This is a genomic window from Paenibacillus sp. JGP012 (assembly GCF_014203995.1).
Classification (GTDB): domain Bacteria; phylum Bacillota; class Bacilli; order Paenibacillales; family Paenibacillaceae; genus Paenibacillus; species Paenibacillus silvae.
The window spans coordinates 201,902-226,392 of sequence record NZ_JACHKG010000001.1 but is presented as its reverse complement, the minus strand read 5'-3'; the positions used below and the strand labels follow the sequence as shown (position 1 = coordinate 226,392).

General features: G+C 47.7%; 24 protein-coding genes. 8 read left to right on the top strand and 16 right to left on the bottom strand.

Annotated elements, in window-relative coordinates; translation table 11 throughout:
- The first annotated feature begins 36 nt into the window (after positions 1–36).
- Both HNR77_RS01030 and HNR77_RS01025 read left to right on the top strand, forming a co-directional pair.
- Complete coding sequence (locus tag HNR77_RS01030; protein WP_184179875.1) at positions 37–1,371, top strand: polysaccharide biosynthesis protein; 1,335 nt, start codon at positions 37–39, stop codon at positions 1,369–1,371.
- Between the two features lie 34 nt (positions 1,372–1,405).
- Positions 1,406–2,578 (top strand): MFS transporter, encoded by a 1,173-nt coding sequence (locus HNR77_RS01025; protein WP_184179872.1) that lies wholly within the window; start codon positions 1,406–1,408, stop codon positions 2,576–2,578.
- A gap of 136 nt (positions 2,579–2,714) precedes the next feature.
- Here HNR77_RS01025 and HNR77_RS01020 read toward each other — a convergent pair whose 3' ends face one another.
- On the bottom strand, positions 2,715–2,912 hold the full coding sequence (locus HNR77_RS01020; protein WP_095288023.1) for a cold shock domain-containing protein: 198 nt from the start codon (positions 2,910–2,912) through the stop codon (positions 2,715–2,717).
- Between the two features lie 163 nt (positions 2,913–3,075).
- Here HNR77_RS01020 and HNR77_RS01015 point away from each other — a divergent pair, with 163 nt between their 5' ends.
- The 5 genes from HNR77_RS01015 (at position 3,076) to HNR77_RS00995 (ending at position 7,224) form a co-directional block, all read left to right on the top strand.
- Positions 3,076–3,309, top strand: coding sequence for a hypothetical protein (locus tag HNR77_RS01015; RefSeq protein WP_090924721.1), 234 nt, complete (start codon positions 3,076–3,078; stop codon positions 3,307–3,309).
- Between the two features lie 4 nt (positions 3,310–3,313).
- Positions 3,314–3,499, top strand: a complete 186-nt coding sequence (locus HNR77_RS01010; RefSeq protein WP_397365871.1) for a hypothetical protein — start codon at positions 3,314–3,316, stop codon at positions 3,497–3,499.
- Between the two features lie 240 nt (positions 3,500–3,739).
- A complete protein-coding gene (pepF, locus tag HNR77_RS01005) occupies positions 3,740–5,530 on the top strand; it encodes an oligoendopeptidase F (protein WP_111272742.1) in 1,791 nt (596 codons plus the stop codon).
- A 130-nt stretch (positions 5,531–5,660) separates the two neighbouring features.
- Positions 5,661–6,047 carry a LapA family protein gene (locus HNR77_RS01000; protein WP_184179870.1) on the top strand — a complete coding sequence of 129 codons (387 nt, stop codon included), beginning with the start codon at positions 5,661–5,663 and terminating at the stop codon, positions 6,045–6,047.
- Between the two features lie 136 nt (positions 6,048–6,183).
- Positions 6,184–7,224, top strand: coding sequence for a M42 family metallopeptidase (locus HNR77_RS00995; RefSeq protein WP_184179867.1), 1,041 nt, complete (start codon positions 6,184–6,186; stop codon positions 7,222–7,224).
- 175 nt (positions 7,225–7,399) lie between these two features.
- Here HNR77_RS00995 and HNR77_RS00990 read toward each other — a convergent pair whose 3' ends face one another.
- From HNR77_RS00990 to HNR77_RS00950, 9 genes are all read right to left on the bottom strand, one after another.
- Positions 7,400–8,278 carry a hypothetical protein gene (locus HNR77_RS00990; protein ID WP_184179864.1) on the bottom strand — a complete coding sequence of 293 codons (879 nt, stop codon included), beginning with the start codon at positions 8,276–8,278 and terminating at the stop codon, positions 7,400–7,402.
- Positions 8,279–8,524: 246 nt separating this feature from the next.
- The gene (locus HNR77_RS00985; RefSeq protein ID WP_184179861.1) at positions 8,525–10,468 is read right to left on the bottom strand and encodes an ABC-F family ATP-binding cassette domain-containing protein; all 1,944 of its coding nucleotides are present in this window, start codon (positions 10,466–10,468) and stop codon (positions 8,525–8,527) included.
- 81 nt (positions 10,469–10,549) lie between these two features.
- Positions 10,550–11,128 (bottom strand): TetR/AcrR family transcriptional regulator, encoded by a 579-nt coding sequence (locus HNR77_RS00980; RefSeq protein WP_184179858.1) that lies wholly within the window; start codon positions 11,126–11,128, stop codon positions 10,550–10,552.
- 13 nt (positions 11,129–11,141) lie between these two features.
- Entirely contained in the window at positions 11,142–11,951 is an 810-nt protein-coding gene (locus HNR77_RS00975; RefSeq protein WP_184180435.1) for a DUF92 domain-containing protein, read from the bottom strand.
- Between the two features lie 291 nt (positions 11,952–12,242).
- Positions 12,243–13,016, bottom strand: coding sequence for an ABC transporter permease (locus tag HNR77_RS00970; RefSeq protein ID WP_184179855.1), 774 nt, complete (start codon positions 13,014–13,016; stop codon positions 12,243–12,245).
- 17 nt (positions 13,017–13,033) lie between these two features.
- On the bottom strand, positions 13,034–13,810 hold the full coding sequence (locus HNR77_RS00965) for an ABC transporter ATP-binding protein (protein ID WP_184179852.1): 777 nt from the start codon (positions 13,808–13,810) through the stop codon (positions 13,034–13,036).
- Between the two features lie 25 nt (positions 13,811–13,835).
- Complete coding sequence (locus tag HNR77_RS00960; RefSeq protein ID WP_184180433.1) at positions 13,836–14,831, bottom strand: ABC transporter substrate-binding protein; 996 nt, start codon at positions 14,829–14,831, stop codon at positions 13,836–13,838.
- Positions 14,832–14,903: 72 nt separating this feature from the next.
- Positions 14,904–16,352: an aryl-sulfate sulfotransferase gene (locus HNR77_RS00955; protein WP_184179849.1), complete on the bottom strand. Its 1,449-nt coding sequence runs from the start codon at positions 16,350–16,352 to the stop codon at positions 14,904–14,906.
- Positions 16,353–16,425: 73 nt separating this feature from the next.
- Positions 16,426–16,977: a MarR family winged helix-turn-helix transcriptional regulator gene (locus HNR77_RS00950; protein WP_184179846.1), complete on the bottom strand. Its 552-nt coding sequence runs from the start codon at positions 16,975–16,977 to the stop codon at positions 16,426–16,428.
- Positions 16,978–17,332: 355 nt separating this feature from the next.
- On the opposite strand from HNR77_RS00950, the gene HNR77_RS00945 reads away from it, so the two are divergent.
- The gene (locus HNR77_RS00945; RefSeq protein WP_184179843.1) at positions 17,333–17,737 is read left to right on the top strand and encodes a hypothetical protein; all 405 of its coding nucleotides are present in this window, start codon (positions 17,333–17,335) and stop codon (positions 17,735–17,737) included.
- A gap of 158 nt (positions 17,738–17,895) precedes the next feature.
- Here the strand turns inward: HNR77_RS00945 and HNR77_RS00940 are convergent, their stop codons facing one another.
- The 6 genes from HNR77_RS00940 to hemE form a co-directional block, all read right to left on the bottom strand.
- Entirely contained in the window at positions 17,896–18,528 is a 633-nt protein-coding gene (locus HNR77_RS00940; RefSeq protein ID WP_184179840.1) for a fumarylacetoacetate hydrolase family protein, read from the bottom strand.
- 60 nt (positions 18,529–18,588) lie between these two features.
- A complete protein-coding gene (locus HNR77_RS00935; RefSeq protein ID WP_184179837.1) occupies positions 18,589–19,341 on the bottom strand; it encodes a glycerophosphodiester phosphodiesterase in 753 nt (250 codons plus the stop codon).
- A gap of 29 nt (positions 19,342–19,370) precedes the next feature.
- Positions 19,371–20,768, bottom strand: coding sequence for a CapA family protein (locus HNR77_RS00930; protein ID WP_184179834.1), 1,398 nt, complete (start codon positions 20,766–20,768; stop codon positions 19,371–19,373).
- 210 nt (positions 20,769–20,978) lie between these two features.
- On the bottom strand, positions 20,979–22,403 hold the full coding sequence (gene hemY, locus HNR77_RS00925) for a protoporphyrinogen oxidase (RefSeq protein ID WP_184179831.1): 1,425 nt from the start codon (positions 22,401–22,403) through the stop codon (positions 20,979–20,981).
- Positions 22,403–23,353: a ferrochelatase gene (gene hemH, locus HNR77_RS00920; RefSeq protein WP_184179828.1), complete on the bottom strand. Its 951-nt coding sequence runs from the start codon at positions 23,351–23,353 to the stop codon at positions 22,403–22,405. Before hemH ends, hemY begins: the two co-directional genes overlap by 1 nt.
- The gene (hemE, locus tag HNR77_RS00915; protein ID WP_184179825.1) at positions 23,346–24,410 is read right to left on the bottom strand and encodes a uroporphyrinogen decarboxylase; all 1,065 of its coding nucleotides are present in this window, start codon (positions 24,408–24,410) and stop codon (positions 23,346–23,348) included. The genes hemH and hemE overlap by 8 nt, the downstream gene beginning before the upstream one ends.
- Between the last annotated feature and the right edge of the window lie 81 nt (positions 24,411–24,491).

The window sequence follows — 24,491 nt, the reverse complement described above, 5'->3', positions numbered from 1 at the left end:
CTATGCATATTTCTATCCATCAAAGGAGTCGTTGACATGTCGTCAGGTGAACCACTTTCGTGGAGTCGGTTATTTTCTTTTTTTGTGCCGCTTGGCATTTCCGCCTCTCTCGTCACGATATCACATGTAATTATCAACAGTACACTTGCCCGATCTGCCCATCCTGAGACGGTGATTGCGAGCTATGCTATTGCCGGAAGTCTGCTTACCCTCACGGAGCGTCCCTCTACACTGCTTCGCCAGACCTGCTCTGCACTGGTACGTGACCGGCTCTCCTTTCAGGCATTGACGTTTGTTACCAAAATATTTCTGGCCTGTGTGCTGCTGATCGGATTCCTCATCGTATATTCTCCCGTCGGCACCGGAGTGTTCAAATATCTGTTTGGTGTAAGCCCGGATTTGCTGAGCAAAGTGATCGACGTTTACGAGATCCTGATGTACGTCAGTATTTTTTCAGTCATTCGAAACATATATCAGGGCATTATTATTACAAATAACCGAACCAAATGGCTTACCATCGGCATGATATTCAGGCTGGCAGGTATGTATGGCCTATCTCTATATTTCATCTATACCGACTCCATTAACAGTGGTCGTGTAGGCGCTATCATATTTGCAGCGGGAATGATGATCGAAGCACTTGTCAGCTATTTGGAGGGCAGAAGCATTATGCGAAAGATGCCAGCCAAGCTTGAGGAGCATCCTGTGGAAAGCAAGGGGGATGTGTTTCGTTTTTACAAACCACTGCTTTTATCCAGCTTTGTAGCCCTTTTTATAGGTCCTGTAATCAACATTGTGCTCGGCAAAACAACCGGGATTGCTCTCGCCATCTCTTCGTTTGCTGTAGCAAGCAGTCTGATGCAGCTTATGTTGAGCTTTTTCACTTATATTCATCAGATTGTGCTCAACTTCTATATGATTGATGCCAAGCTCGTCAAGAAATTCGCTCTGGTTACCGGCTTTATTCCGTTTGCCATGACGGTATCTATCGCATATACCCCTCTCGGACCCTGGGTATTTGAGAACGTGATGAGTGTTCAAGGCCAGCTGCTGCAGCAAAGTCTCTGGACTCTTCGTGCCTTCGTGCTGTTTCCGCTAATCTCTCCGTTTCTCGATTTCAGTAACGGTCTCATCCTGCTCCGCGGGCAGACCAAGACGATGTTTCGCTCGCAAAGCGCAAACGCCATCTGCACCGTTATCGTTCTGCTGATTCTGGTCAGCATATTCCCGGCTTGGAATGGAATGATTGGAGCAGCCGCACAGTCTCTGGGATTGCTTGCAGAACTTATTATTGTCTGGATGGTCATCCGGCGCACGCAAAAAGAACCAACCATGACTGTTCCCCCAACCCGCGGGTCGGCGTCTCTATAAAAATGAACTTGATTCAAGAATGGAGTATCACATCATGAAATTAAGTCTTGCCGCCCGGCCAGATCAGAACTGGCTACGGGCACTGATGTTCACCATCTTTGGTTCGACCGCCCTGGTCGTATCCTACTTCCAGCTTTACTTCAGTCACCTCGGCTTCAGTCCGGCTGAAATTGGTTATCTGTACGGCATCGGTCCACTCATCTCTGTATTTTCCAATATGTTCTGGAGTATGGCGAGCGACAAATACAAAACGGTGCGAAAAATAATGATCATACTTCTGGGCGGCCAGCTGATTACAGGGGTGCTGCTGGCTAATGCAGCCACCTTTGGAGAAGTATTTGTTCTGGTGACCTTATTCTACTTTTTCTATTATCCGGTCTATCCGCTTTCGGATACGATGGCTATTACAACCGCAAGTAAATATGGCCGTAACTTCACGTCTATTCGGGTCTTCGGCTCGATCGGATATGCCTTCTTTGCGCTCAGCATCGGATATGTGCTTGGTTCATTTGGTCCCGAATGGACGATGGGCATTTGCATCAGTCTTGCTGCTGTAACATTGCTCATCAGCTTCCAGCTGAAAGATCAGCCTTCCGGCGGTGGAGGAAAGATGCAATTATCCGGGGTATGGGATATCCTCAAACGCCGAGAGGTGTTCACCTTCTTCGGATGTGTATTTCTGCTGGCTATGGGGCATCGGATGAATGAAGCGTTTCTGACCATCACACTGAAGGACTTGGGGGCAAGCGAAGGTTTGATTGGCTGGTCCCTGCTGATCTCTTCCGTGAGTGAAATCCCGATATTTTTACTGCTCAGCAAGTATGGAAACCGCTACAAAGAGCTTCCCCTTCTCACCCTGGCTGCCTTGATGTATACCATTCGTCTGCTGTTCATGTCGTTTTCTGATACACCTGCTGCAGTTGTAGTTATTCAAACGATGCACAGCGTCACCTTTGGCATCTTCTATGTCACTGCTGTTCGATATATAACAAGACTGGTACCTGATAATTATCGGGCAACAGGCATGGCTTTGTTCACCATTGTCTGGTCCAGCGCTTCCGGGCTGCTGAGTGGAACTTTAGGCGGGCTGCTGCTGGAGCATACTGGACGTCAGTCGTTTTATCTTACAGCGATGGCCTTTGCTTTGGCGGGTCTGATCGGATTTGGCATCAAGCTGCTTGGCAGCCTTACCAGCCGTTCATCCTGAGCAGCAATCTGCATTCTGCTTGGTCCCTATACAAAACCAAAAAAAAGCACAGTCTCCGCAAGGGGACTGTGCTTGTGTTGTTTGTATTCAGCTATAAACAATCATTTATAAGAAGTCCGTACAGAACGGAAAAATCTTACAATTTAATTACGTTAGCTGCTTGAGGACCACGGTTTCCGTCAGTGATTTCGAATTCTACCGCTTGACCTTCTTCCAATGTTTTGAAGCCGTCGCCTTGGATCGCGGAGAAATGTACGAATACGTCCTCGCCGCCTTCAACTGAAATAAAGCCATAGCCTTTTTCTGCGTTAAACCATTTAACTGTACCTTTCAAATGAACAACCTCCTAAAAATATCGCCATCTATGGCGAATACCCTTATTATACTGTATGGGCTTCCAATTTGCAATTTATCTTTTCCATAAATATAGAAAAAATTTGCTTTGCAACGTAGGGTACGGTATCATTTTACCAAAACCGTTAGTTTGGAGACTACTTATGATAAAAAAACACGAAATATACAAAACAGACAAGTGGAATATGATGACTGTAGAAGTACAAGGAAAATACCTCGTCCTGCGGGAAATTTCTGAAGAGTGGGGCGAAGAATGCCACACCTTCCTGAGCCGCCCTGCTTTGATGCATTGGGCCGAGCGCCGTTTTCCGAAGGAGGATTTCGAGAATCGCGAAGAGGAATGGCGTGCATTGATGGCAGCCTTCAAGGGAGTATAGAACGATGCAGCTGGATTCAGGCAATGTCGTTATTTTTATCATTCTGGCCTTCTCACTCGGGATCGTTTTGATTCTGGGACGCAACTCCATCCCGGACCGACTGAGACGAGGAATGGCCCTGATCGCTACCCTGATGATCTGTTTCGCCTTTTTTTTAATCGTCTATTACCTCATTAATATGGGAGCCTGAAGCTTACAACTGTGCTTGCTTGCACATTCACATGGTTCAAGGCTCTCAAATATTTCAACTGTGCTCAGGCCATACTATATGAAGTAATTCGTATAGCAAGGAGGAAGGCTGTTGAAATATCGAAAAACCTTATCCATTCTACTGGCTCTTAGCCTGCTCCCTTCGTCTCCTGCCGCTCAGGCACAGGAGACGAAGACGGCTATGCCCATTTTTTCAGCCCACAATCAAAGGAGGATTCCCATGAGTAAACTATTGAAACGTTCCGAAGTGCCAGCCGAGCATACATGGAAACTGGAAGATTTATTTGCCGATCAGAAGGCTTGGGATCAGGAATATGAAGAAGTATCTTCTATGATGAAAAAAGCCTCCGAATTCCAAGGTAAACTGAATCAGCCTGACACACTTAAAGCCTGCTTCGAATTTGAAGACGAAATCGGTCTCAAGCTTGAACGACTTTTCGTATATGCTCGTATGCATCAGGATGAAGACACAGCTAACCCTACATATCAAAGCCTGTCCCAAAAAGCACAAAAGCTGGGTGTAAACGTAGGTGAAGCACTCTCTTTTGTTACACCTGAAATTCTGTCTTTGCCAGATGCAGAACTGGACGCTTTTATTAAAAATGAAAAACTCGCCGCTTATACCTTCACACTGGAAGAGATGAAACGCGAGAAGGCCCATGTATTAAGCCAAGCAGAAGAAGCACTGCTCGCACAGGTCGGCAATTTGTCCCAGGCTCCCCAAACGATTTTTGGCATGCTGAACAATGCCGATCTCAAGTTCCCACGAATCAAGGATGAGAATGGCAACGAGGTTGAACTGACTCATGGCAGCTACATTCAATTTCTGGAAAATCCTAATCGCGAGGTTCGCGAGCGTGCCTTCAAGGCAGTTTACGAGACATACGCCAAACAAAAAAATACGATTGCAGCAGCGCTGAATGCCAATGTAACGAAAAATATGTTCTATGCCAATGTTCGGAAATATCCATCCGTCATGGAAATGAACCTGTATGGTGACAACATTCCGACTGATGTGTATAACAATCTGGTGGATACGATTCATGAAAGCCTTCCTTTGCTGCACCGCTACATGGATCTTCGAAAAAAATTGCTTGGCGTAGATCAACTGCATATGTATGACCTGTTCGCTCCACTTGTGGATGAATACAAAATGGACATCACGTACGAAGAAGCCAAGCAGACGGTAAAAGAAGGATTGGCACCACTTGGCAAAGATTATGCAGAAGCACTTCAGTCTGGTTATGACAACCGCTGGATCGACGTATATGAAAATGAAAACAAACGCTCTGGCGCATACGCCTGGGGCGCTTACGGCACTCACCCGTATGTTTTGCTTAACCATAAGGATAATCTGAACAGCATGTTCACACTCGCCCATGAGATGGGTCATGCGTTGCATTCACATTATTCGGATACAGCACTTTCATATCGAGATGCACAGTATACTATTTTCCTGGCCGAGGTTGCTTCGACCACCAATGAAGCCTTGCTTATGGACTATATGCTGAACAAGTCTACAGATCCGAAGGAAAAACTGTACCTGCTTACGTATTATGCGGATCAGTTCCGCACCACCGTATTCCGTCAAACGATGTTTGCCGAGTTCGAGAAAATCATTCATGAGCGTGCCGAACAGGGCGAAGCCCTTACGCCACAACTGCTATCTGAAATTTATTATGACTTGAATGTGCAGTATCATGGCAAAAACATGGTTGTTGACAAAGATATCGAGATGGAATGGGCTCGTATTCCCCACTTCTATAACAGCTTCTATGTATATAAATACGCTACAGGCTTCTCGGCAGCAACCAGCTTCTCCAAGCAAATTCTGGAGGAAGGTCAGCCAGCCGTGGATCGCTATCTTGGCTTCCTGAAAAGCGGCGGCAGTGATTACTCCATCAATATTTTGAAAAAAGCCGGAGTCGATATGTCTACACCTCAGCCGATACGTGAAGCTATGAGTGTATTTAAAGATTTAATCGAGCAGATGGAGCAATTAACCAAATAAGGATATGTTCCCCTGTAATCTATATCCCTTGTCCAGACGGGCAAGGGATTTTATAATCAAGCAAGATGCAGGGCCCTTCAAAAAGGGTAATGCATTCTAGTTCGCATACGTCCAACAAGGAGGAAGCATCATGAAAATGCAATGGGCACTTATCGCGGGTCTTGTTTTTGCACTGCTGACAGGCATCTTCGCAGTCATTAATGTCGATTCCGTACAAGTTAACCTGCTGTTTAATACCGTTAGTGTGCCGTTGATTCTACTCATTCTAGGCTGTACGCTAATTGGTGGAATAATCGTCGGCTCTTACGGAATCTACCGTCAATACCGATTGCAGCGCGAAAACAAACGCCTGAAATTGCGCATTACTGAACTGGAAGCTTCCGCATCCAGCACTGCTGTACCTGTTTCGTACGACAGCATCGATTCTCTTCATTCTAATGAACCTGAGCCTGATGACCAGCTGCACAATGATTCCATTGGCAGTCAGCATAAAGGAAATTCTCCAGGGACATTGTAAAATCAGAAACAGCCTGCTGGCGATTAAGGAATGGACAAGCAAGCATTCCCTTTCCAGTCAGGCTGTATTCTTTTACTGAAGCCATTTCATTACTGAAGCCATAATGGCAAGCGGCATAATTAAGGAGGAAGATCACATGAGCTTTACCATTAATGAATCCTACGTTCTGTCTTTTCTCAAAAAATTACTTGATACCCCGAGCCCGAGCGGGTACACCCGCCAGATCATGGAGATGATCTGCCAGGAAGCAGAGTCCCTGAACGTCTCCTGGGAGCTGAACAACAAAGGCGGTGCTGTGCTCACTTGGCCCGGCCAGGACTCATCCAAAACAATCGCCCTTAGTGCACATGTAGACACACTTGGTGCTATGGTACGTTCAATTACACCTTACGGTACGCTGAAACTGACCTCTGTCGGCGGTTTTACGATGCACAGCATTGAGAACGAGTACTGCTCCATTCATACACGAGATGGCAAGGTGTACACAGGAACCATTCTGTCCCTGCATCCTTCTGTGCATGTCTATCCTGATGCTCGCACGTTTGAACGTTCAGAGAACCATATGGAGGTTCGCATTGATGAGCTTGTTTCTTCCAAAGAGGAAGTTGTGAAGCTCGGAATCAGTGTCGGGGACTTTATCTCGTTTGATGCCCGTGCTGTCATTACACCTAGCGGTTATATCAAATCACGTCATCTCGATGATAAAGCCAGCGTAGCCGCCCTGTTTGGCATTCTCGAATCTGCGCATCGGGAAGGCTGGAAACCCGTACATAACGTCACCCTGCTCATCTCAAACTACGAAGAAGTTGGACACGGAGCTGCTTACATCCCGGCTGATATCAGTGAACTGATTGCTGTAGATATGGGAGCTATGGGAGATGATCTCAGCTGCAAAGAAACCGATGTATCCATATGTGCCAAAGACTCTTCCGGTCCTTACGACTACGATATGACAAGCCGCCTCATTGAGCTGGCCAAACAGGATGGCATGGATTATGTCGTGGACATTTACCCTCAGTATGGCTCGGACGGCAGTGCTGCCTTGCGCGGGGGCAACAACATTCGTGCGGCTTTAATCGGCCCTGGTGTGCACGCTTCTCACTCCATGGAACGCACTCACACCAAAGCGGTAATCAATACAGCACGTCTTCTTGCCGCATACATTACTACAAAGTAAGGATTAAGTTAGCTTACTCCTTAATTCAATCCCTTTATTTTGTTTGCTTCTTGTCATTGAGTTCATTAGCCACTCTCATTATCAAAAAGGACACATTTTCTCAACGCATGAACAGCGTGTGAAAGTTGTGTCCTTTATTATTGGAAGCATGCTGCTATACAGATATGATCATTAATCAGGCTAGTTCCACATACTCGCGATATCGACGTTCCTGAGTCTGCAGCCGGGCTTCGTGATCCTTAATTTCACGCTGTAAAACCTGTATTGTCTGTCGTACCATGCTAAGTCCATGTTTGACCTGTTTCTCTGCGCTGCGAATTTTATCCTGAATCATCCAATCTACAAAGAAATTATCAAAGAAATAGTCCGCAAAAGATAGCAAACCACCCAAATTTAAATCGGCGCTGACGGCCATCTCTACATCTTCCAACTCTTTCTGAAAACGACGCAGGCGCTTGCCCGCATCTATAATAGCCACTTGCGCATCATCCATACGACTACGCTTGATATGTGTGGAGATCATACCTCCACCCATCATGTCATAAATGCCCCAATTTCCTGCTGAATCTAAAGCTTTCTCTGCACGTTCAAGCGCATATACCAGATAATCCCCTTCTCTGAGAGCTTCGTTAAGCTCCTGTAACTCACTTGCCAGATGTTCCCGTTCTTCGGCCAATTGTTGCAGTTCTGCATCCTCACTAAGCAAACGTTGTTCTTTCTCCCCCCATAAAACCTGATAGTCATTCTCCCAGAACCGATATTTCGATTGCCTTTGAAGCTCCTGCTCCACTTGAATACGTTGCTCTTGTACATCCTGTAGCATCCCGCATGCCGTATCATAAGCTGATTTACTCTCCAGCAGTTCCAACTCTTCTTTCTCCAAACGTTCCGTCTTCTTGCCGATCAGATCATAGAAAAATGAGGCCAAGCTCATGCTGTTCAGCCGATCAACATCCTTCTGTTCCTTCTGAAATGCTACGGTACAGTGTTCCACCTTGGCTTCCCACTGCTTCTCCCTCTTGGAGCTTACGAAGCCGTTTTGCCCATTTTTCATAGATTCTTCCTTTTTCCCTCAGTGTGGCGAGTTGTTCATTGATTTCATTATTAATCAACTTCACGATCTCTCCCTTCTATGGAATTGTTTACTAATAAAACGTAATAAACATAGGTAACGTTTCATCTTTTTATCTTAGATATCTAATTCGCATTGGACATTCAAGCCAAAAACGCCCTCCTTCAGATCAGCATGGGGCCGCATTCTGAAGAAAGGCAATGTAGGATTTGCATATATCAATCAACTTTAAGATTTATTCTGTTCAATCTGCTCAGCGATCTCATTCAGTACAGTCCAGCGCTCCATCAATTCATCCAGATGACGCTCGGCATCTGCCTGTTCGGCCATTAACTCCTGCAAACGAGCAGAATCACTAAAGGCCGCTTCCATCTCCTGGTTAATCCGGGCAAGATTCGCTTCAGCCTTCTCAATGTTCTCATCAATCTGATCAAATTCACGCTGCTCCTTAAAACTGAATTTCAGTTTAGGCTTTGCCGACACAGAGGAGGAAGGAGCAGCGGCCTCGGACGTTTTTTCACTCGCCTGTTTTTTGGCAGCAGTTCCAGCACCACTCTGCTGATTGACTGGCGCATTTTTCAGCATCCATTCCGCATATTCGCTGTAATCACCGACATGTACACGGATGGCTCCATCGCCTTCGAACGCAAGTACTTTATCTACCGTACGATCCAGGAAATAGCGATCATGCGATACGACAAACACAACCCCCGGGAAATCATCCAGATAGTCTTCCAGCACCGCAAGCGTCTGAATATCCAGATCATTCGTTGGCTCATCCAGCAGCAGTACATTCGGAGCCGCCATCAGAATTCGAAGAAGGTAGAGCCGCCGTTTCTCTCCCCCGGACAAGCGGGCTATTGGCGTCCATTGGGCGGTTGGACTGAATAAAAAGCGCTCAAGCATCTGGGAAGCTGTAATAAGCGATCCGTCAGCAGTTTTAATATTTTCGGCCACTTCCTTGATATATTCAATGACACGCATCGTCTCGTCCATTTCCTGATGCTCCTGCGTGAAGTAACCCAGATTGACGGTTGGTCCAAGCACAACCTCTCCGGCATCCGGCTGCAATCTGCCCGAAATCATCTGCAGCAGGGTAGATTTACCGCTGCCATTCGGACCAACAATGCCTACACGATCACCCGGCACGGCAATGTAGCTCAGATCTTCAATCAGCTTGCGGTCACCGGCAGACTTGGAGAGATGCTCGATCTCCAGTATTTTTTTGCCCAGACGTGTCGAACCTACAGACACCTCAAGCGAACCGGAACGCTGAACCCCCTGCTGGTCTTTCAACTGTTCAAAACGATCAATCCGCGCCTTCTGTTTCGTCGTGCGTGCCTTGGCTCCCCGGCGAATCCAGGCAAGCTCGGTACGCAGCAAATTTTGACGTTTCTGTTCTGAAGCAGCCTCTCGTTCTTCCCGTTCAGCCTTCAACTCCAGAAAACGTGTATAGTTCGCCTCATATCGGAACAAACGTCCATGATCAAGCTCCAGCATGACATTGGCTACCCGATCGAGGAAATAGCGATCATGCGTAATCATAAGCAATGCGCCGCGCCGCTTCTGCAGATACTGCTCCAGCCACACGACAGAATCATTATCAATATGGTTCGTCGGCTCGTCCAGAATGAGCAGCTCGCAAGGGTGAATTAACGCTGCCGCCAAAGCAACCCGTTTCCGCTGTCCACCTGATAAAGTGCCCATTAGTGCATCGAACTGCTGTATGCCCAGCTTGGACAAAATGCTTTTGGCTTCACTCTCCATCTGCCAGAGCTGAAGCTGCTCCATCTGTTGATTCAGACGCATCAGTCGCTCAGTCAGCTCGGTATCTGACGGATTCAACTCCAGCAGCTCCATCGTTTCTGTATATTCCCGTACCGTTCTCATCTCGGCGCCTTCACCTTCAAACACCTGCTGTAACACCGTATTATTCGGATTAAACTCCGGATTCTGGGCCAGAAACTGCACACGTACATCATTCCCGATGGCGATCTGACCCTCATCTGCCGGCTCCAAACCTGCAATCACTCGCAAAAACGTAGATTTCCCGGTGCCGTTCACACCTACGACGCCGATTTTATCCTGATCCTCCATCCCAAATGAAGCATCTTTGAACAAAATTTTCTCGCCATAGCTTTTTGCAATTTGTTCTACTGTTATTATGTTCATTGCCCGTTACCCACACTTCTCTATAGTTTGAAATGCTCTATCCTCTATTATTAAGCATATTACGCGAGCTACCATAGCTGCTTATACTTGCAAAAAAGAGCGACATCCGTCCAGAAACAGCGCCGCTGCAAACGAAATTCGTTTATTCAGATCGGTCTCATTAAATTCCGGATTCAGCATAATATCCATTTTCAGACGGTCCAGAATACCGATATATGCTTCGGCCAGCAGCACAGGCTCAGGCACTCCGGCACTCTCAAGAACACTGCGCACGATGCTCATGTATTCATTCATAAAGGCTTTCATAAATTTCATCAGGTCCGGATCATTATTCGGTGCCATAAAAAATAATTTGGTATGATTGCGGCGCTCATAATAATACGTCAGATGTGTCTTCGCAATGGCGGCAAGCTTGTCACCCGTATTGTCGTTTGCCTGCAATGCGTATTCCAATCGACTTATAAAGCTGTTACAATCCCGCATGGACACAGCAACAAATAGCTGTTCCTTGCTCTTGAAATATAAATAAATGGTGCCTTTTGCAATGCCGGCTTCATCAGCAATATCGGACATTTTCGTCTCATAAAATCCTTTTGATCCAAAAATACCATAAGCCGCATCCAATATAGCCTCCGACTTGTCTCCCTGCACAGTGCCCATTTGCACTCCCTCCCTACAACGCCAAAATATTCCCCAAACCGATCGCCACACATCCTCCGATCACCGAGCTCAGCACATTGACCAGATCGTTGCTCATCCACGTCCAGCCCCGTGCACGAACGGTCTTGTGGCCACAGTGTTCACTGACCTCAACTTCACGACCGCATTCGGTGCAGCGATACATCAACTGGACGGTTGCTCCCAGATAGGAATCGGCAAATGCTCCAGCCAGTCCACCTGCAAGACCAACACATATCCAGCTCAAAAATCCCAGCGTCTCAAAGTCTGCGACCCAAGAAAAGATAAATGCCCCCGCTCCAATCAAAACACCGCCTATTGCCGCCGCTGTTGTTCCAAGTAACGACACACCACCGGAAGCGCCCGGGGTCAGCACCTTCCAATTCACCACTGAACGCGGCGGCTTGCGGCTCAGGCTGCCGAGTTCGGTAGCCCAGGTATCGGATGTTACGGTTGCCATTACACCAATGAAAGCATAGATCCAGGCCGGATGTGGAAATATCCAGTATCCCAAACATAAAAGCATGCCCATCCCGCCGTTGGCAAACACTTGCCCTGCATCCCGATTGCCTGTCTTGGCATACGATTTCTCCAGCTCCTGCTTGCGTTCCTTACGATACTTCGACAACAGGGTTGAAGTTATGAAAAACAACAACAGTGTGCCAAACCAAAACAGATTGCCTGCCCCGTAATAGATCGTTCCCATCAACACAGCTGCCAAGCAACCGGACAGGGTTAGCGACTTCTTCGCGTAGGCTGCACCCGCAACAATAAAAGCGCATACCGCGCCGATAATCCAGTCCATAATCTCTCCTGCATGTGGCACCATCCATGGTCCACATGACGTTTATGTTATTTTTGAAATTCAATTATACCACGGTTTGAGCCCAATGCCGAAACTCCCGTTGCAGGCATGACAAAAACCTGATTCGACAGCTTAGAAAGCTGCCAACCAGGTCTGATGGATGAAATATAATGGATCAAAACTGCACGCCTGCGGGAAACTTCCTTGCTTGGAACGAAAATTCGGCAAAATTGGCTTCCTTCAGCGTTTTCAGACACGCCCTAAACATTACGTCGTTCGATCCGTACAACGTCAGCCTCGCTTGTCCCCACCGATAACGCCATAACGATACAACACACGGCGACCAAACCAATTGAACAAACGATCCGTGAGAAAACCCATAAATCCCAAGGAGATTAGTCCAACAAAAATCCAGTCCGTTCGAAAAAACAGCCGTGAATTCCAGATCAGATAACCCACGCCTTCATTAGAGGCAATCATCTCTGCGCCGATAATAGCCATATAGGAAGTTCCCATCGCCAATCGAACACCTGTAAAAATGTACGGGGTCGTAGCAGGGACAACAACATGCAATAAAATCTGCCACTCATTCGCACCCATGCTGCGGGCTGAACGAATCTTATCCTCTTCAATGGACAAGACGCCCGTCAGTGTATTCAGTACAACGATGAAAAATGTCGCATACATGATCAGTGCAATCTTGGACTGTTCCCCGATGCCGAACCAGACCAGGAATAATGTAATGAAAGCAATCGGCGGTATAAATCGAATAAAATTAAGAAAGGGTTCGGCAAACAGACGAATGATGTGAACCTTGCCGATGAGAAGCCCTACCGGAATGGCAATGACACTTCCCAGTACCCATCCGGCCAGTACACGTGAGAAGCTGATCCCGATGTAATGCATGAGCGTGCCATCAGCAATTAATTCGCGAGCCCCCTGCACAGTATCCCACGGACCAGGAATCACGTCCGGCCCATAGAGCAATGCACCAACCTGCCATATCAGAATGACTGTAACCCATAACAGCGATACAGACACCCATTTTTTCTCCAACCATTTCATGATCCGGATCACCTCAGTTATTCTTCAAAATGACTTTGAATCTGATCGTATAGGGTATTGAATTCAGCCGAAGCAATATTTCTCGGATAAGACTGAACGTTATGATAAATATCCGTTATATTCGACGAAGGCCCCACCGACATGATTCCGATCCGTTCACCGAGCAATAAAGCCTCCTGGATGTCATGGGTAACAAATATAACCGTCTTGTTCGTTTCCCTCCAGATATTCACCAGCTCCTTCTGCATGACTCTTCGAGTCATGGCATCCAGCGCACCGAAAGGTTCATCCATGAGAAGAATCGCCGAATCATTAGCCAGCACTCGTGCCAGTTGAACCCGCTGCTTCATGCCTCCAGACAGTTCCTTCGGATACTTCCCTTCATGTCCTCCCAAGCCCACGAGCTGAATGTAACGGTCCGAAATCGTACGGCGCTCGGACTTGGGCACCTTGGACATCCGAAGCCCGAATTCAACGTTTTCCCTTACGGTAAGCCATGGAAAAAGCGAGGAATCCGCCTGTTGGAACACCATCGCACGATCCCTTCCAGGTCTGTCGATCTCTTTGTTATTTACTTTAAGCTGCCCGCCCGACTTGGAGATAAAACCCGCGATCATGTTAAGTAACGTTGATTTTCCGCAGCCGCTGGGACCGAGCAGAACGAAAAATTCGCCACCCCTGATCACCAGATCAACATCCTTGATAATGTAATGCACTTCTCCATTTGCGGGAGCGTTGTAGGTTTTTCGAAGCTGTTCAATATGAATGGTGTGACGATCTGCGGGTAAGGACATAGAGACACCTCCAGTACGTTTTGGGTTATTCGGTATAGGTTACTTTATCCGGCAATGCCTGTTTCAGAGGTTCGAGGTTTAACTTGCCTTTGAGATCAAAATCCTGCTCAATGATTCCGTTATCCACCATGTATTGCTTCTGTCCCGCCAAGCTTCCATACGCTTCCTGGGTAAATCCAACGACCCACGGATTGATGGGAAGATCCTTCAAGGTTGCTTCCTTGGGTTGTTTTGTCTCCTTATACATCAGATCCGCTACCTCATCAGGATGAGCCTGGGCATATGCTGAAGCTTCATCGAGGGCTACAAGAAAACCCTTTATCGTGTCCGGATTAGCCTTGATGAACTCATTACTTGCGACCAGTCCCATGCCAAGCCTTACTGGAGTCTGGGACATATCTGTCAGCTGATGCACGCCTTCAAGCTTATCGAACTTGTCGGTTAATGCAGAGCCGATAACCCAGGCAGCATCCAGTTCTCCTTGCTTCAATGCAATATAGGACTCATCGAAGGCCCCTTGTCCAATCTGCTTCACATCCCCAAGCGTAAGCCCCTGAGCCTTCAAATATTCATCCCACAGATACGGAATAAATGTGCCTCGAATAAAACTCACGCTCTTGCCCTTCAAGTCTGCACCCGTCCGGATCTCCTCCCTGGCATACAGCTTCCACGCAGCTGCTGCTTCATCCGTTGTCTGACCCGCAGAAGCGATGATCGAATAATCGCCTTTGGCCAGAGCGTTCAACACCGGGAAGTCAGCACCGTAGGCAATATCGACCTGCTTGATAAACAGTGCATTCACGCCTTCTGCCGGAGAACCAAACGTGACGCTCTCTGCATCAATGCCTTGGCTTTCAAAGAACCCTTTGGCAACGGCTACCCTGAACGTCGGGTTTGTGCTAGTATCCGCTATGCGGATCTTTACCTTGGCGGCACCACTTGCGGAGCTGCCTTTCACTTGGGACTTTGCTCCGTTTGAAGAACATCCGGAAATTATAATCGTTAAGGAGAGGAGCAGCATGAATGCTCCCTTTAAAATGGCTGTTTTTTTCACAACATACACCCCGTTCAATCCATTTATTATCGGCTACTGTCAACTGCCTTGTTTTCCTTCATCTGATGTCGCCACGCAAGCTGCACCCTCAACAAAAGGCAGTGTTGTCTCTACATTAACTACCGAATCAGAGCCCTTGGCTGCTGCTCCCGGCACTCTGTAGACCGATACATCAATGGCTTCGATCGCCACCTCTTCCGGCTTCTCCAGTTGAGGAACCCATTGATATGGAACCCGATACGAACGGTAAACCATATTGGTATTACGCCCGTCTTTGTATGGAGAAATATACTCCCACACCAGCTCATGCTCTGCTGTAACTTCAAACAATCTGCCATTGGAGCCTTCGGTGATCAATGTGTTACCGTTAGGCAAGCGCTGGGCTGAGCTAATATACGGGCTGTAAAATTTATACGAATCGGTTGGAACGGAAAAGCCAGCTTCGGCAGAGGTATATTGCCACACAATCTCCAGTGTCAACGGGTCGATCTCAAGCACACGCGAATGATCACGAACCGCATGCTTCAAGCCATATGGAGAAGCCGGATTCGGAAGACCGTAGCCTGCCCATCCTCCATTATCAAACACCAGCAGATTGCCCTCGCCCGGCAGCCCTTGAGGAATGATATGCGCATGATGCTGTCCGATAATGGTGCCGATATGCTTCGCTTCAGGAGAGGAATAATCCGGGCCGAGTTTCCAAACAATTTTGCCGCTCTGTCTGTCCGTAATGGCAATAATATTGGCTTCTCTTGCATCCCATATGATGTTATCCGGGTTAAAACGCTCGTCTCCCGCTTCATAGAAGCGGTTGGGGCCAACATAGGAAGCCGAGTTAATATGCAGCCAATCACCTACACCCCCACCAAGGTGACCAAATGAACGCGTATTCGGGTCACGGTACAATACATTGCGTGCTGCCTCGTCAAAGCCGAGTTCTTCAAAATGCTCGTTTGGAAGCCATTCCCACAACACATTGCCTTCCCAATCCACTTCAATAATGGCATCATCAAGCAAAGGTTTATCCGAAATTTGCGGATTGCTTACGTTTTTATGCGCCAGGATCAGAGTCTTGCCACCCTGTGTTTTCGGAGCCAGACCAGGAGCATAATACCCTACCGGATTGCCCTCACGCTGATAATCATGGTGCTGGCGGGCATACCACAATGGTTCGTATCCCGGATCTTCAATATGTTCGAAGCTATTGTATTTCCATACGATGTTGCCATCCCAGTCCACCTGAACCAGGTCCACATTATCCTGAATACCGAACTTTGGATCTCTTCTGCCTGTGCTTCCCAGCACATAACCTCCAGGGAAAATCTTGGCCGGAAATCCGAGCAGTCCTTTCCAGAGGTGAACTTCCTTACCGTTCATATCAATTAATACAACGCCTTCTTCTCCAGCCTGATACACGGTGTAGCCACCCCAGGCTTTTTCCGGATTATACAGCGTTGCTCCCGTTGGATAAATGGTTGAGTGTCCCATCGTTCTCATCTCTCCCTTGGATTGTCAAATTCATTCACGATCGTTCAAGCATTAATAACTGCGATACAAGCATTTAATAACTGAGATAATTGTTCTTTCCGGAATTTCGCTTCTGTTCAAGGTCGTTGTCCACGGACGGCTCTCTCTTATCTCTCGTGTTACTCTCGGCAAGCTCCAGCAGTGTATCTGAGAATCCCTCCAGATTCGCGATCACCCGCTCATAAAATTGGCTTTGCTGCTCCAGTTCCGCAGTGGTAAATCCCTCAAACAGAAGCGTGATACATCGGGCACCGATATTGCTATTTCGGGCATACATCTCCCTACCTTTGGCGGTTATATCAAGCAGGACGGTACGGCGATCGTCTTCCTTGCGTCTGCGGATCGTTAATCCCTTTTTCTCAAGCTTGTCAGTCAGTGCAGTAATGGCACCGGAAGTGAAGTCCAATTGATCGGCCAGGTCCCCGAGTCGCTGTTCTCCTTCACGAATGATTTTGTGCAAGATAAGCATACCCGGCAGACTAATGCCTTCCACCGTTATACGATCCCGCTCCTTGACGAATCGTCTGACCATTTTGCGAAAGAGCCAATCCGTTTTCTCCAATGCATCCCAATCTGCCTCGTTCATTCCATATCCTCCTATTCAATCGAAACGTTAGCAAGTACGCAAAAAGGCTCCCGAGGACATTCCATATGGAGTAGTCCCGGGAGCCTTTGGTGTTCCAATCAGCTCGCATCTGTATTCAAATTTATTTCATTGTTCATTTAATTAGTGTTAAAATAATTGAGTTCATCATATAACCAACTAACCCAACCTGTCAAGTAAGAATTAAAAGTTATTTATTCTTTTTTTGTCTGTCAGGAATTATTTATGCCATTTTAAGTTTCACTTCAGCTTCGCCGGTTAAACTAATCTCAGATCAAACAACAAGATTAAGCTACGATTCCCTTCGTACTTAAAAACAGAAACGAGGATGACAAGAATGAATATAAAACACGTTATGTTTGTGGGCACGATGATTGTAACGATGTCGTTTGCGGGAACTGCATGGGGGAAATCCGCCATCTCCCCTATACCTATGCCAAAATGGTCCATTGTTGATCTGGACAACAGCAGTGAGAGCGAGGACGATGAGCTGCTAGGTGCACTTAATCAGTCATCAGAAGAAGAACTTGCTGACAAACTGTATCAGGGTCAATCCCTTCGAAGCATCGCGCAAAACAGCGGAGGTAATTATGACAGAGTTATTGCCATTCAGATTAAGCAGCTTCAGGAACAACTGGATGAGCGCCTTGCAAACGGAAGCATCAGTTCCGAACAGCATGCGCTGCAGTCTATGGAAGTTGCAGAATTGATCATCGAGAGCGCAAACAGAGCATATATCTAGTCAAACTTTTATGTAAATAAAACGATACAGTTCGATATATTCAAGGCAGCGCAAAGAACAAAAAAGGAGCGCGGCGCGCCCCTCCTTAGCATGAATCTACTCTGATTCGTGTTACTGCGAACTACACAGGTAAACGGATATCTGTTAATGTTCGTAATTCACTCCGCTGCCTTGATTGTACAAGCTCCGAGCACTTCACTACCCCATGCCAGTTCAAGTACATCGCCAGCCGCAGCAGCACCTACACCTTCAGGCGTACCTGTGAAAATAATATCCCCCGGCCCTAAGCCGTATTGATGACCTACATAATCTACGATATTCTGCAGAGAGAAGATCATATTGCTTATGTTCCCACGCTGCACCTGGACACCATTCTTCGTGAGCGTAAAATCATTCTCAAGCAGCGTCTCTGCTCCCGGGAAGGTCTGAAACGCTGTGATGGGGGCAGAATTTTTGAATCCTTTGGCCGCAGTCCATGGATGACCCTTTTTCTTGATTACGGTCTGCACATCACGCAGCGTAAAATCAATCCCGAAGGCATAGGCATCCACCAGCTCATCTACACGCACTCCCGGCTCATAATTCCGACCAATTCGAATAACCAACTCAGCCTCATAATGAACCTCCCCCCTGGAAGCTGGCAGCTCCAGTGCTTCGCCATTCAGAGGCACAACAGCATGGGAAGGCTTCATAAAAATCATCGGTTCATCCGGAACCGCATTGCCAAGCTCCTCGGCATGAAGTTTATAATTGCGTCCTACACAGTATACATTACAGATATTCGTTAACATGAGTTGTAACCACCTTTGCCGGATTCATTGCTTCGATTATTCATCCTGGTTTATAGATCTTTACGGTCTGAAGAAACGGCTGCTCGTCTCCTGAAAGGCCTCTTCCCACACATCCGGCCGATTGGTGCAGATCATCACATCAGGATCAATGGCAGCAAGCTTTTTCATCGCAGCCTTATCATCCACCGTCCATGCCATCACTTGAATGCCTGCCCCATGCATTTGTTTCATTAATGCTTTATCTACATTGGTGTAGCCGATCGATAGAAAAGTACAATGCATCTGCTGCAACGCAGCAAGCAGATCACCCGGTTTGGCATCAATAATCAGACCCGTTTGCAATTCCGGGGCAAGTTTCTTCACTTCAACCAGCGCTGCCGGTTCAAAGGAAGTAATAACCACATCATGCTGCATATGTCTTTTTCTAATTTCGTAAATGACCGATGCGGGCAAGCCCGGATACATATCCCCCTGTGTCTTCAATTCGATGTTTAATCGAACCTTGCCGCAACAGCGATCCAAAACCTCACTAAGTGAAGGAATACGCTCGCCTTTGTAATTGTTGCCCTTCCACGATCCTGCATCCAGCAGTTTCAGGGCAACCCAATCCGTGTCCTTGACTCTTCCTTTGCCATTGGTGGTGCGCTCCAGCGTAAAGTCATGAATGACAACTGGCACACCATCTCGCGACAACTGCACATCCAGCTCCATCCATTGAACTTCCGGTCTTTCCATTGCCATATTAAATGCTGCCATCGTGTTCTCAGGTGCAAGTGATGAGAATCCACGATGGGCTACACACAGATTATTCATAGTTTATCTCTCCTCAGCAGCAGGCTGGTTTAGTTAAGCGTAGCAACCCCATTGGTGTTAATGCGAATACCTGGCGACATTTTTGCCATCTGCTCCAGCAGGAGCCGGTTTGCATCATCAAGCATCGGTACAGCCTGCCCTAGAGCCGCTTCATACGGGATCACTTTCATACTGCATTTCGCATCCCGGCTACAGCTAGCCTGAAACACAGCTGTCTTCCAGGTTTCTTCCGTAGTAGATCTTGTGAAAATAAAATTGCCCGTACTGTATGCAATCCATTTCCCCTTATAGTTTTCGAGACCTTGTAAAACATGAGGATGACCACCAATAATCAGATCGGCTCCGGCATCCACAAACTCATGGGCCAGTCGTGTTTGATCTGCGTTCGGGGTACTGACACGCTCTTCTCCCCAATGGGCTACAACGATGACCAGATCCGCCTTCTTCCGGGCCGCCTTAATCGCTTCAACCGCTCTTGTGGAATCATACGCTTCCGCCACCCCCGCCCGATTTCCATCTGCCTTCCAGCTTGCTACTGGAACAACCCGGCTGAAACCAAGCAAGGCAATCTTCATGCCTTTACGTTCAAAATAAGCAGGCTCGTAAGCCTCTGTGCCATTCATGCCTGCACCGGCATGAGCAATACCATACTGCTCAAGATACGTCAGCGTATCCACCAAACCTTCCACACCCTGATCCAGGATATGATTGTTTGCCAGATTAACCGCATCAAATCCGGCTGCCGCCATAGCTTGCAGAGCCTTTGGCGAAGATTTGTATACAAACGACTTGTCTTCTGCACTCGTACCTCCGTGAGTTACCGGTGTCTCCAGATTACCAATGGTTAAATCGTCATCCTTGAACATGCTGCCAAGCTTGGCGAATGGATAGTTATAACCGTTCTTCTCCAGCAGCTCCGCAACTTTACCGGAAAATTGAATATCGCCAACAAAATGAATGGTAACGTCATTCGCCGGGTCAGGAGCCTTGGTGTTTCCACTGTTTTCAACTTTGCCAGAATTACCTTGATCCGAATCAGAAGTCTTTGTGCCTGTGTCTTTTTTCCCACCGCTATTCTCTGTCGGATCACTTGCTCCAGATGATGCAGGATCATCTGTACTGTCCGTCCCTGCATCTGGCTGCCCATCTGCAGGAGCAGCATCCTCATCGGGTGCTTCAGCCGGATCGGCATCAGGCTCATTGACTGCACCGCCGCCCTGATTGTCCGTTGCTGAAGACGGCTCCTGCTGTGCTGCCTCTTGAGGAATCGGCTGCCCTGGCTGCTGTTCACGTGTGTTGAGGATATAATACACACCGACCAGACCGATCGCTGCAACAAGCATGAGATTGACAACTCTGATCTTGACATTACGTGCACGTCTTGCTTTTTTCTTTACTGAGCTTCGCTGCGATCTTGGGGGATACATAAGCCACTCCTCTTCTTTACAAACAATCCATATGCATACCATTATAACAAGCATATTCTGGATATGCATCTTTCCTTTTTAATGTTTCTCAATACATCTAAAACGGTTTCACTCCAAGCACATTTATACAAAAAAGCCATCTCTGCTGTAGATACTGCTACATTAGAGACGGCAAGTTGTATACGGATATTAAAATAAAATGGTATGCCTTTAATTCGCAGCAAGCTGCGTCGCTGCCTGCACAGACATCTCTTTGGCTTGACGGATACAGTCTGGCAGACCTACCCCTTCATAACCAGCGCCCGCAATATAAACGCCCGGAACTTTAGTTCCAAGCTCTTTGCGGAGATCGGCAAGATGCTGGAGATGACCGACAGGATACTGCGGCATCGCTCTGCGCATTCTTGTAATCTCGGAGAAGATTGGACTCGCTTCAATGCCCATCGTTTCCCTTAAATCTTTCATGACAAGTTCCGTGAGCGCCTCATCAGGAAGCTCGACATTCTGCTCATCCCCGGAACGCCCAACATAACAGCGAAGCAGCACTTTATCCTCCGGACTGGTGTGAAGCCATTTGGTGGATGTCCATGTGCAGGCCGTAATGTTGCGCCCCTCCTTGCGGGGCACAAGAAATCCGGAACCGTCAAACACATGTTGAATCTCTTTTTTCTCAAAAGCGAGAACAACATTCGCCACCGAAACATAATTGATGGCATCCAGACCCGAGGTATCCACATGAGGTTTTAGCAGAGATGATGCAACATAAGTTGGTACGGTAATGACAACGTCATCCGCATCCAGCCATTCGCCATTGTGCAGCTCAACACGATATCTTGCGTCTTGCTGTTCCGATCTCTGCAAAGATACAGCAGCAGTATTCAATCGCTGATCCACATCATTTAGTTCATGCACCAGAGCATGCACCAGACTTTGCAGCCCCTGGCGGAAGTTCAGAAAAGCACTTCGCTTCGTGCCAGTATGTGTCTCGGTCGGTTTACGCCCCGTCATCATACCTCGAATCAGGCTGCCATAATCCCGCTCTACCTCTCCAAACTGCGGAAAGGTAGCTTGCAGGCTCAGCTTACGCATATCTCCTGCGTAGATGCCTGCCAGAAGCGGCTCCGTCAGGTTCTCGAGCACTTCCGCTCCCAGTCTGCGCTCAATCATATAACCAAGTGATTCATCCTCTGTCGTACGCTTGGGTGGAATAATAAAGTCCATCAGCGCCCGCAGCTTGCCCGCGGGGGAGACAAGTCCACTTCTCAGAAAAGGTCTCAGCTCTGTTGGAATCCCGAGAACCAGTCCTGCCGGCATCGGATGAAGCTTGCCACGCTGCATGATATATGTTTTTTTCGACTCCGGATTTTGACTGACCAGTTCATGATCCATCTCCAGCTCCTTCGCCAGATCAATCATGGCTGTTTTACGAGCCAGGAAGGAGTCAGGACCCTTCTCAATCACGAATCCGTCCCGATGCAGCGTTTCAATGATGCCGCCCATGGATGAGCTTTTCTCAAGCAGGGTAATCGCCGGCTCAACACCTGCCGCCCGGTAATGCTTGCGAATATAAAATGCCGCGCTGAGACCCGTAAGGCCTCCGCCGACAATAACGACGCGTCGTTTCTTGTCTTCCATCAGTTATCAGACCCTTGCTGCCATTGGCTTATAATAGAGTCGCTTAATGTTTCCATGTACAGAGGATCACTGTTAAGCGAGTCGATGCGCATCAGGCGCATATCCATTTCCTTCGCAATCGCTTTGGCTTCGATGTCGAGATCGTACAGCACTTCCAGGTGATCGGATACGAAGCCAATCGGCGCCACAAGCACATCCTCCACCTGCTCACGGGATAGCTCCTGCAGTGTGTCCAGTATGTCAGGACCCAGCCATGGCTCGGCGGTGCGCCCTGCACTTTGCCAAGTAAACTGCCAGTTGGAAATCCCCACGCGAGATGCAATCGCTTCGGAGGTTTCCAGCAGTTGATTCGGATATGGATCACCCATGTCTACAATTCGCGCAGGCAGACTGTGTGCGCTGAAGAGCACCTTCACGTCCCCACGCTTCGCTCCTGCTTCTTCAAAAGCATCCAGCTTTGCGCTTACACGTGTAGCAAGTGCCTGAATAAGCTTCGGGTGCAAATGATAGCTTTCAATAAAGGACATGCGAATGCCATGCTCTTCCGCTTTTTCCCGTGCACGCTTGATATAGCTGCCTACGCTCATCGTCGAGAAGTGCGGAGCCAGCACGATGCCGATCGCAGTTTCAATGCCGTCCTTTGCCATCTGCTCCACGCCGTCCTCAATAAAAGGATACGCATGCTTGAGTCCCTGATAACAGCGAAACTCGGTGCCGTTCAGGCGCTCGTCCTGCTGTAACGTCTCCTGCAGTGTTCTCACCTGATTGTCCGTGTTCTCACGGAGCGGGAATACACCGCCAACAATCGCTTCGTAGCGATCTGTCAGTTCCTTCAATTGTTCCGGCTCAGGCGGCCGCCCTCTGCGGATATGCGTGTAATACGCTTCAATACTTTCCATATTTTCAGGCGTGCCATACGACATCACCAGTACACCTACGGTCTTAGTCATTGTTTGCCGTCACTCCCATCTTCAAGGCTTCTGCTGAATATTCGTGAATATAAGCGGTTAGTTCTTTTAATTTATCTAGAGAAGCTTCAGGGAACAGCCCATGTCCGAGATTGAAAATGTATCCTGGCTCCTTGATTCCTTCATCAATAATAGCTTTGGCCTGTTCTTTGATTACCTCCATTGGCGCCGTAAGGATATACGGATCAAGATTGCCCTGTACTGCAAATTTGCCCCCCAGTCGTCTGCGACCTTCCGAGACGGAAACTCTCCAGTCCAGCCCGATCACATTAGCCTGCAATTCCTGCAGGGTTGGCAGCAATTCGCCAGATGCTACACCAGGAAAATAAATTTTCGGTACATTCAAATCGGATAATTCGGTAAAAATACGGGTAATCGTAGGCAGTACATACGTTTTGAAATCTTTGGGAGAGAGTGCTCCTACCCAGCTGTCAAACAACTGAAATGCCTTACCACCATTCGCGATATGGGCACGGATATATGTAATGACCATATCACCAAGCTTCTGCATCAGTTTATGCCACACTTCGGGCTCGCTGTACATCATCGTTTTAGTTCGGATATAGCCTTTGGAAGGCTGGCCTTCAATCAGATAACTTGCAATCGTAAACGGAGCACCCGCAAACGTGATCAGCGGAACGTCGAGCTGCTTGTCCAGAATACGAATCGTTTCCAGAATGTGTGACAGATCACCCTCCACATCAATAGGACGCAGGCGGTCTACGTCTGCTGCGGAACGAATGGGATTATCAATCACCGGTCCTATATTTTTAACAATATCAAAATCTATACCGAGTGAAGCAACCGGATTCATAATATCGGAATACAAAATAGCCGCATCCACGCCCAGTTTCCGTACGGGCATGAGTGTAACTTCAGCCGCCAGCTCAGGCTGCTGGCATATTTCAAGCAAGGAGTACTTTTCTTTGATTTTGCGATATTCAGGATCGTAACGCCCAGCCTGACGCATGTACCAAACCGGCACACGATCTACCTGCTGTTTGAAACTTGCCCGAATCAAACGATCATTATAGCTCATATTAAGAAGCCTCCAATAGTTTTTGGACTCATAACTACCATTATGCCCTTTTTAAACAGCCGTAACAACCATTTGGGGATG

Excerpts from the sequence above, each read along its gene's own strand:
- HNR77_RS00935 (WP_184179837.1), bottom strand. The coding sequence starts at position 19,341 with ATGAATAATCTGTGTGTAGCCCATCGTGGATTCTCATCACTTGCACCT.
- HNR77_RS00980 (WP_184179858.1), bottom strand. The coding sequence starts at position 11,128 with ATGGGCACTGTGCAGGGAGACAAGTCGGAGGCTATATTGGATGCGGCT.
- hemE (WP_184179825.1), bottom strand. The coding sequence starts at position 24,410 with ATGAGCTATAATGATCGTTTGATTCGGGCAAGTTTCAAACAGCAGGTA.
- HNR77_RS00985 (WP_184179861.1), bottom strand. The coding sequence starts at position 10,468 with ATGAACATAATAACAGTAGAACAAATTGCAAAAAGCTATGGCGAGAAA.
- HNR77_RS00955 (WP_184179849.1), bottom strand. The coding sequence starts at position 16,352 with ATGGGACACTCAACCATTTATCCAACGGGAGCAACGCTGTATAATCCG.
- HNR77_RS00940 (WP_184179840.1), bottom strand. The coding sequence starts at position 18,528 with ATGTTAACGAATATCTGTAATGTATACTGTGTAGGACGCAATTATAAA.
- HNR77_RS00945 (WP_184179843.1), top strand. The coding sequence starts at position 17,333 with ATGAATATAAAACACGTTATGTTTGTGGGCACGATGATTGTAACGATG.
- HNR77_RS00995 (WP_184179867.1), top strand. The coding sequence starts at position 6,184 with ATGAGCTTTACCATTAATGAATCCTACGTTCTGTCTTTTCTCAAAAAA.
- HNR77_RS00960 (WP_184180433.1), bottom strand. The coding sequence starts at position 14,831 with ATGCTGCTCCTCTCCTTAACGATTATAATTTCCGGATGTTCTTCAAAC.
- HNR77_RS01015 (WP_090924721.1), top strand. The coding sequence starts at position 3,076 with ATGATAAAAAAACACGAAATATACAAAACAGACAAGTGGAATATGATG.
- HNR77_RS00970 (WP_184179855.1), bottom strand. The coding sequence starts at position 13,016 with ATGAAATGGTTGGAGAAAAAATGGGTGTCTGTATCGCTGTTATGGGTT.
- HNR77_RS01010 (WP_397365871.1), top strand. The coding sequence starts at position 3,314 with ATGCAGCTGGATTCAGGCAATGTCGTTATTTTTATCATTCTGGCCTTC.
- HNR77_RS00975 (WP_184180435.1), bottom strand. The coding sequence starts at position 11,951 with ATGGACTGGATTATCGGCGCGGTATGCGCTTTTATTGTTGCGGGTGCA.
- HNR77_RS01025 (WP_184179872.1), top strand. The coding sequence starts at position 1,406 with ATGAAATTAAGTCTTGCCGCCCGGCCAGATCAGAACTGGCTACGGGCA.
- HNR77_RS00965 (WP_184179852.1), bottom strand. The coding sequence starts at position 13,810 with ATGTCCTTACCCGCAGATCGTCACACCATTCATATTGAACAGCTTCGA.
- HNR77_RS00990 (WP_184179864.1), bottom strand. The coding sequence starts at position 8,278 with ATGAAAAATGGGCAAAACGGCTTCGTAAGCTCCAAGAGGGAGAAGCAG.
- hemH (WP_184179828.1), bottom strand. The coding sequence starts at position 23,353 with ATGACTAAGACCGTAGGTGTACTGGTGATGTCGTATGGCACGCCTGAA.
- pepF (WP_111272742.1), top strand. The coding sequence starts at position 3,740 with ATGAGTAAACTATTGAAACGTTCCGAAGTGCCAGCCGAGCATACATGG.
- HNR77_RS01030 (WP_184179875.1), top strand. The coding sequence starts at position 37 with ATGTCGTCAGGTGAACCACTTTCGTGGAGTCGGTTATTTTCTTTTTTT.
- HNR77_RS00950 (WP_184179846.1), bottom strand. The coding sequence starts at position 16,977 with ATGAACGAGGCAGATTGGGATGCATTGGAGAAAACGGATTGGCTCTTT.
- HNR77_RS01000 (WP_184179870.1), top strand. The coding sequence starts at position 5,661 with ATGAAAATGCAATGGGCACTTATCGCGGGTCTTGTTTTTGCACTGCTG.
- HNR77_RS00930 (WP_184179834.1), bottom strand. The coding sequence starts at position 20,768 with ATGTATCCCCCAAGATCGCAGCGAAGCTCAGTAAAGAAAAAAGCAAGA.
- hemY (WP_184179831.1), bottom strand. The coding sequence starts at position 22,403 with ATGGAAGACAAGAAACGACGCGTCGTTATTGTCGGCGGAGGCCTTACG.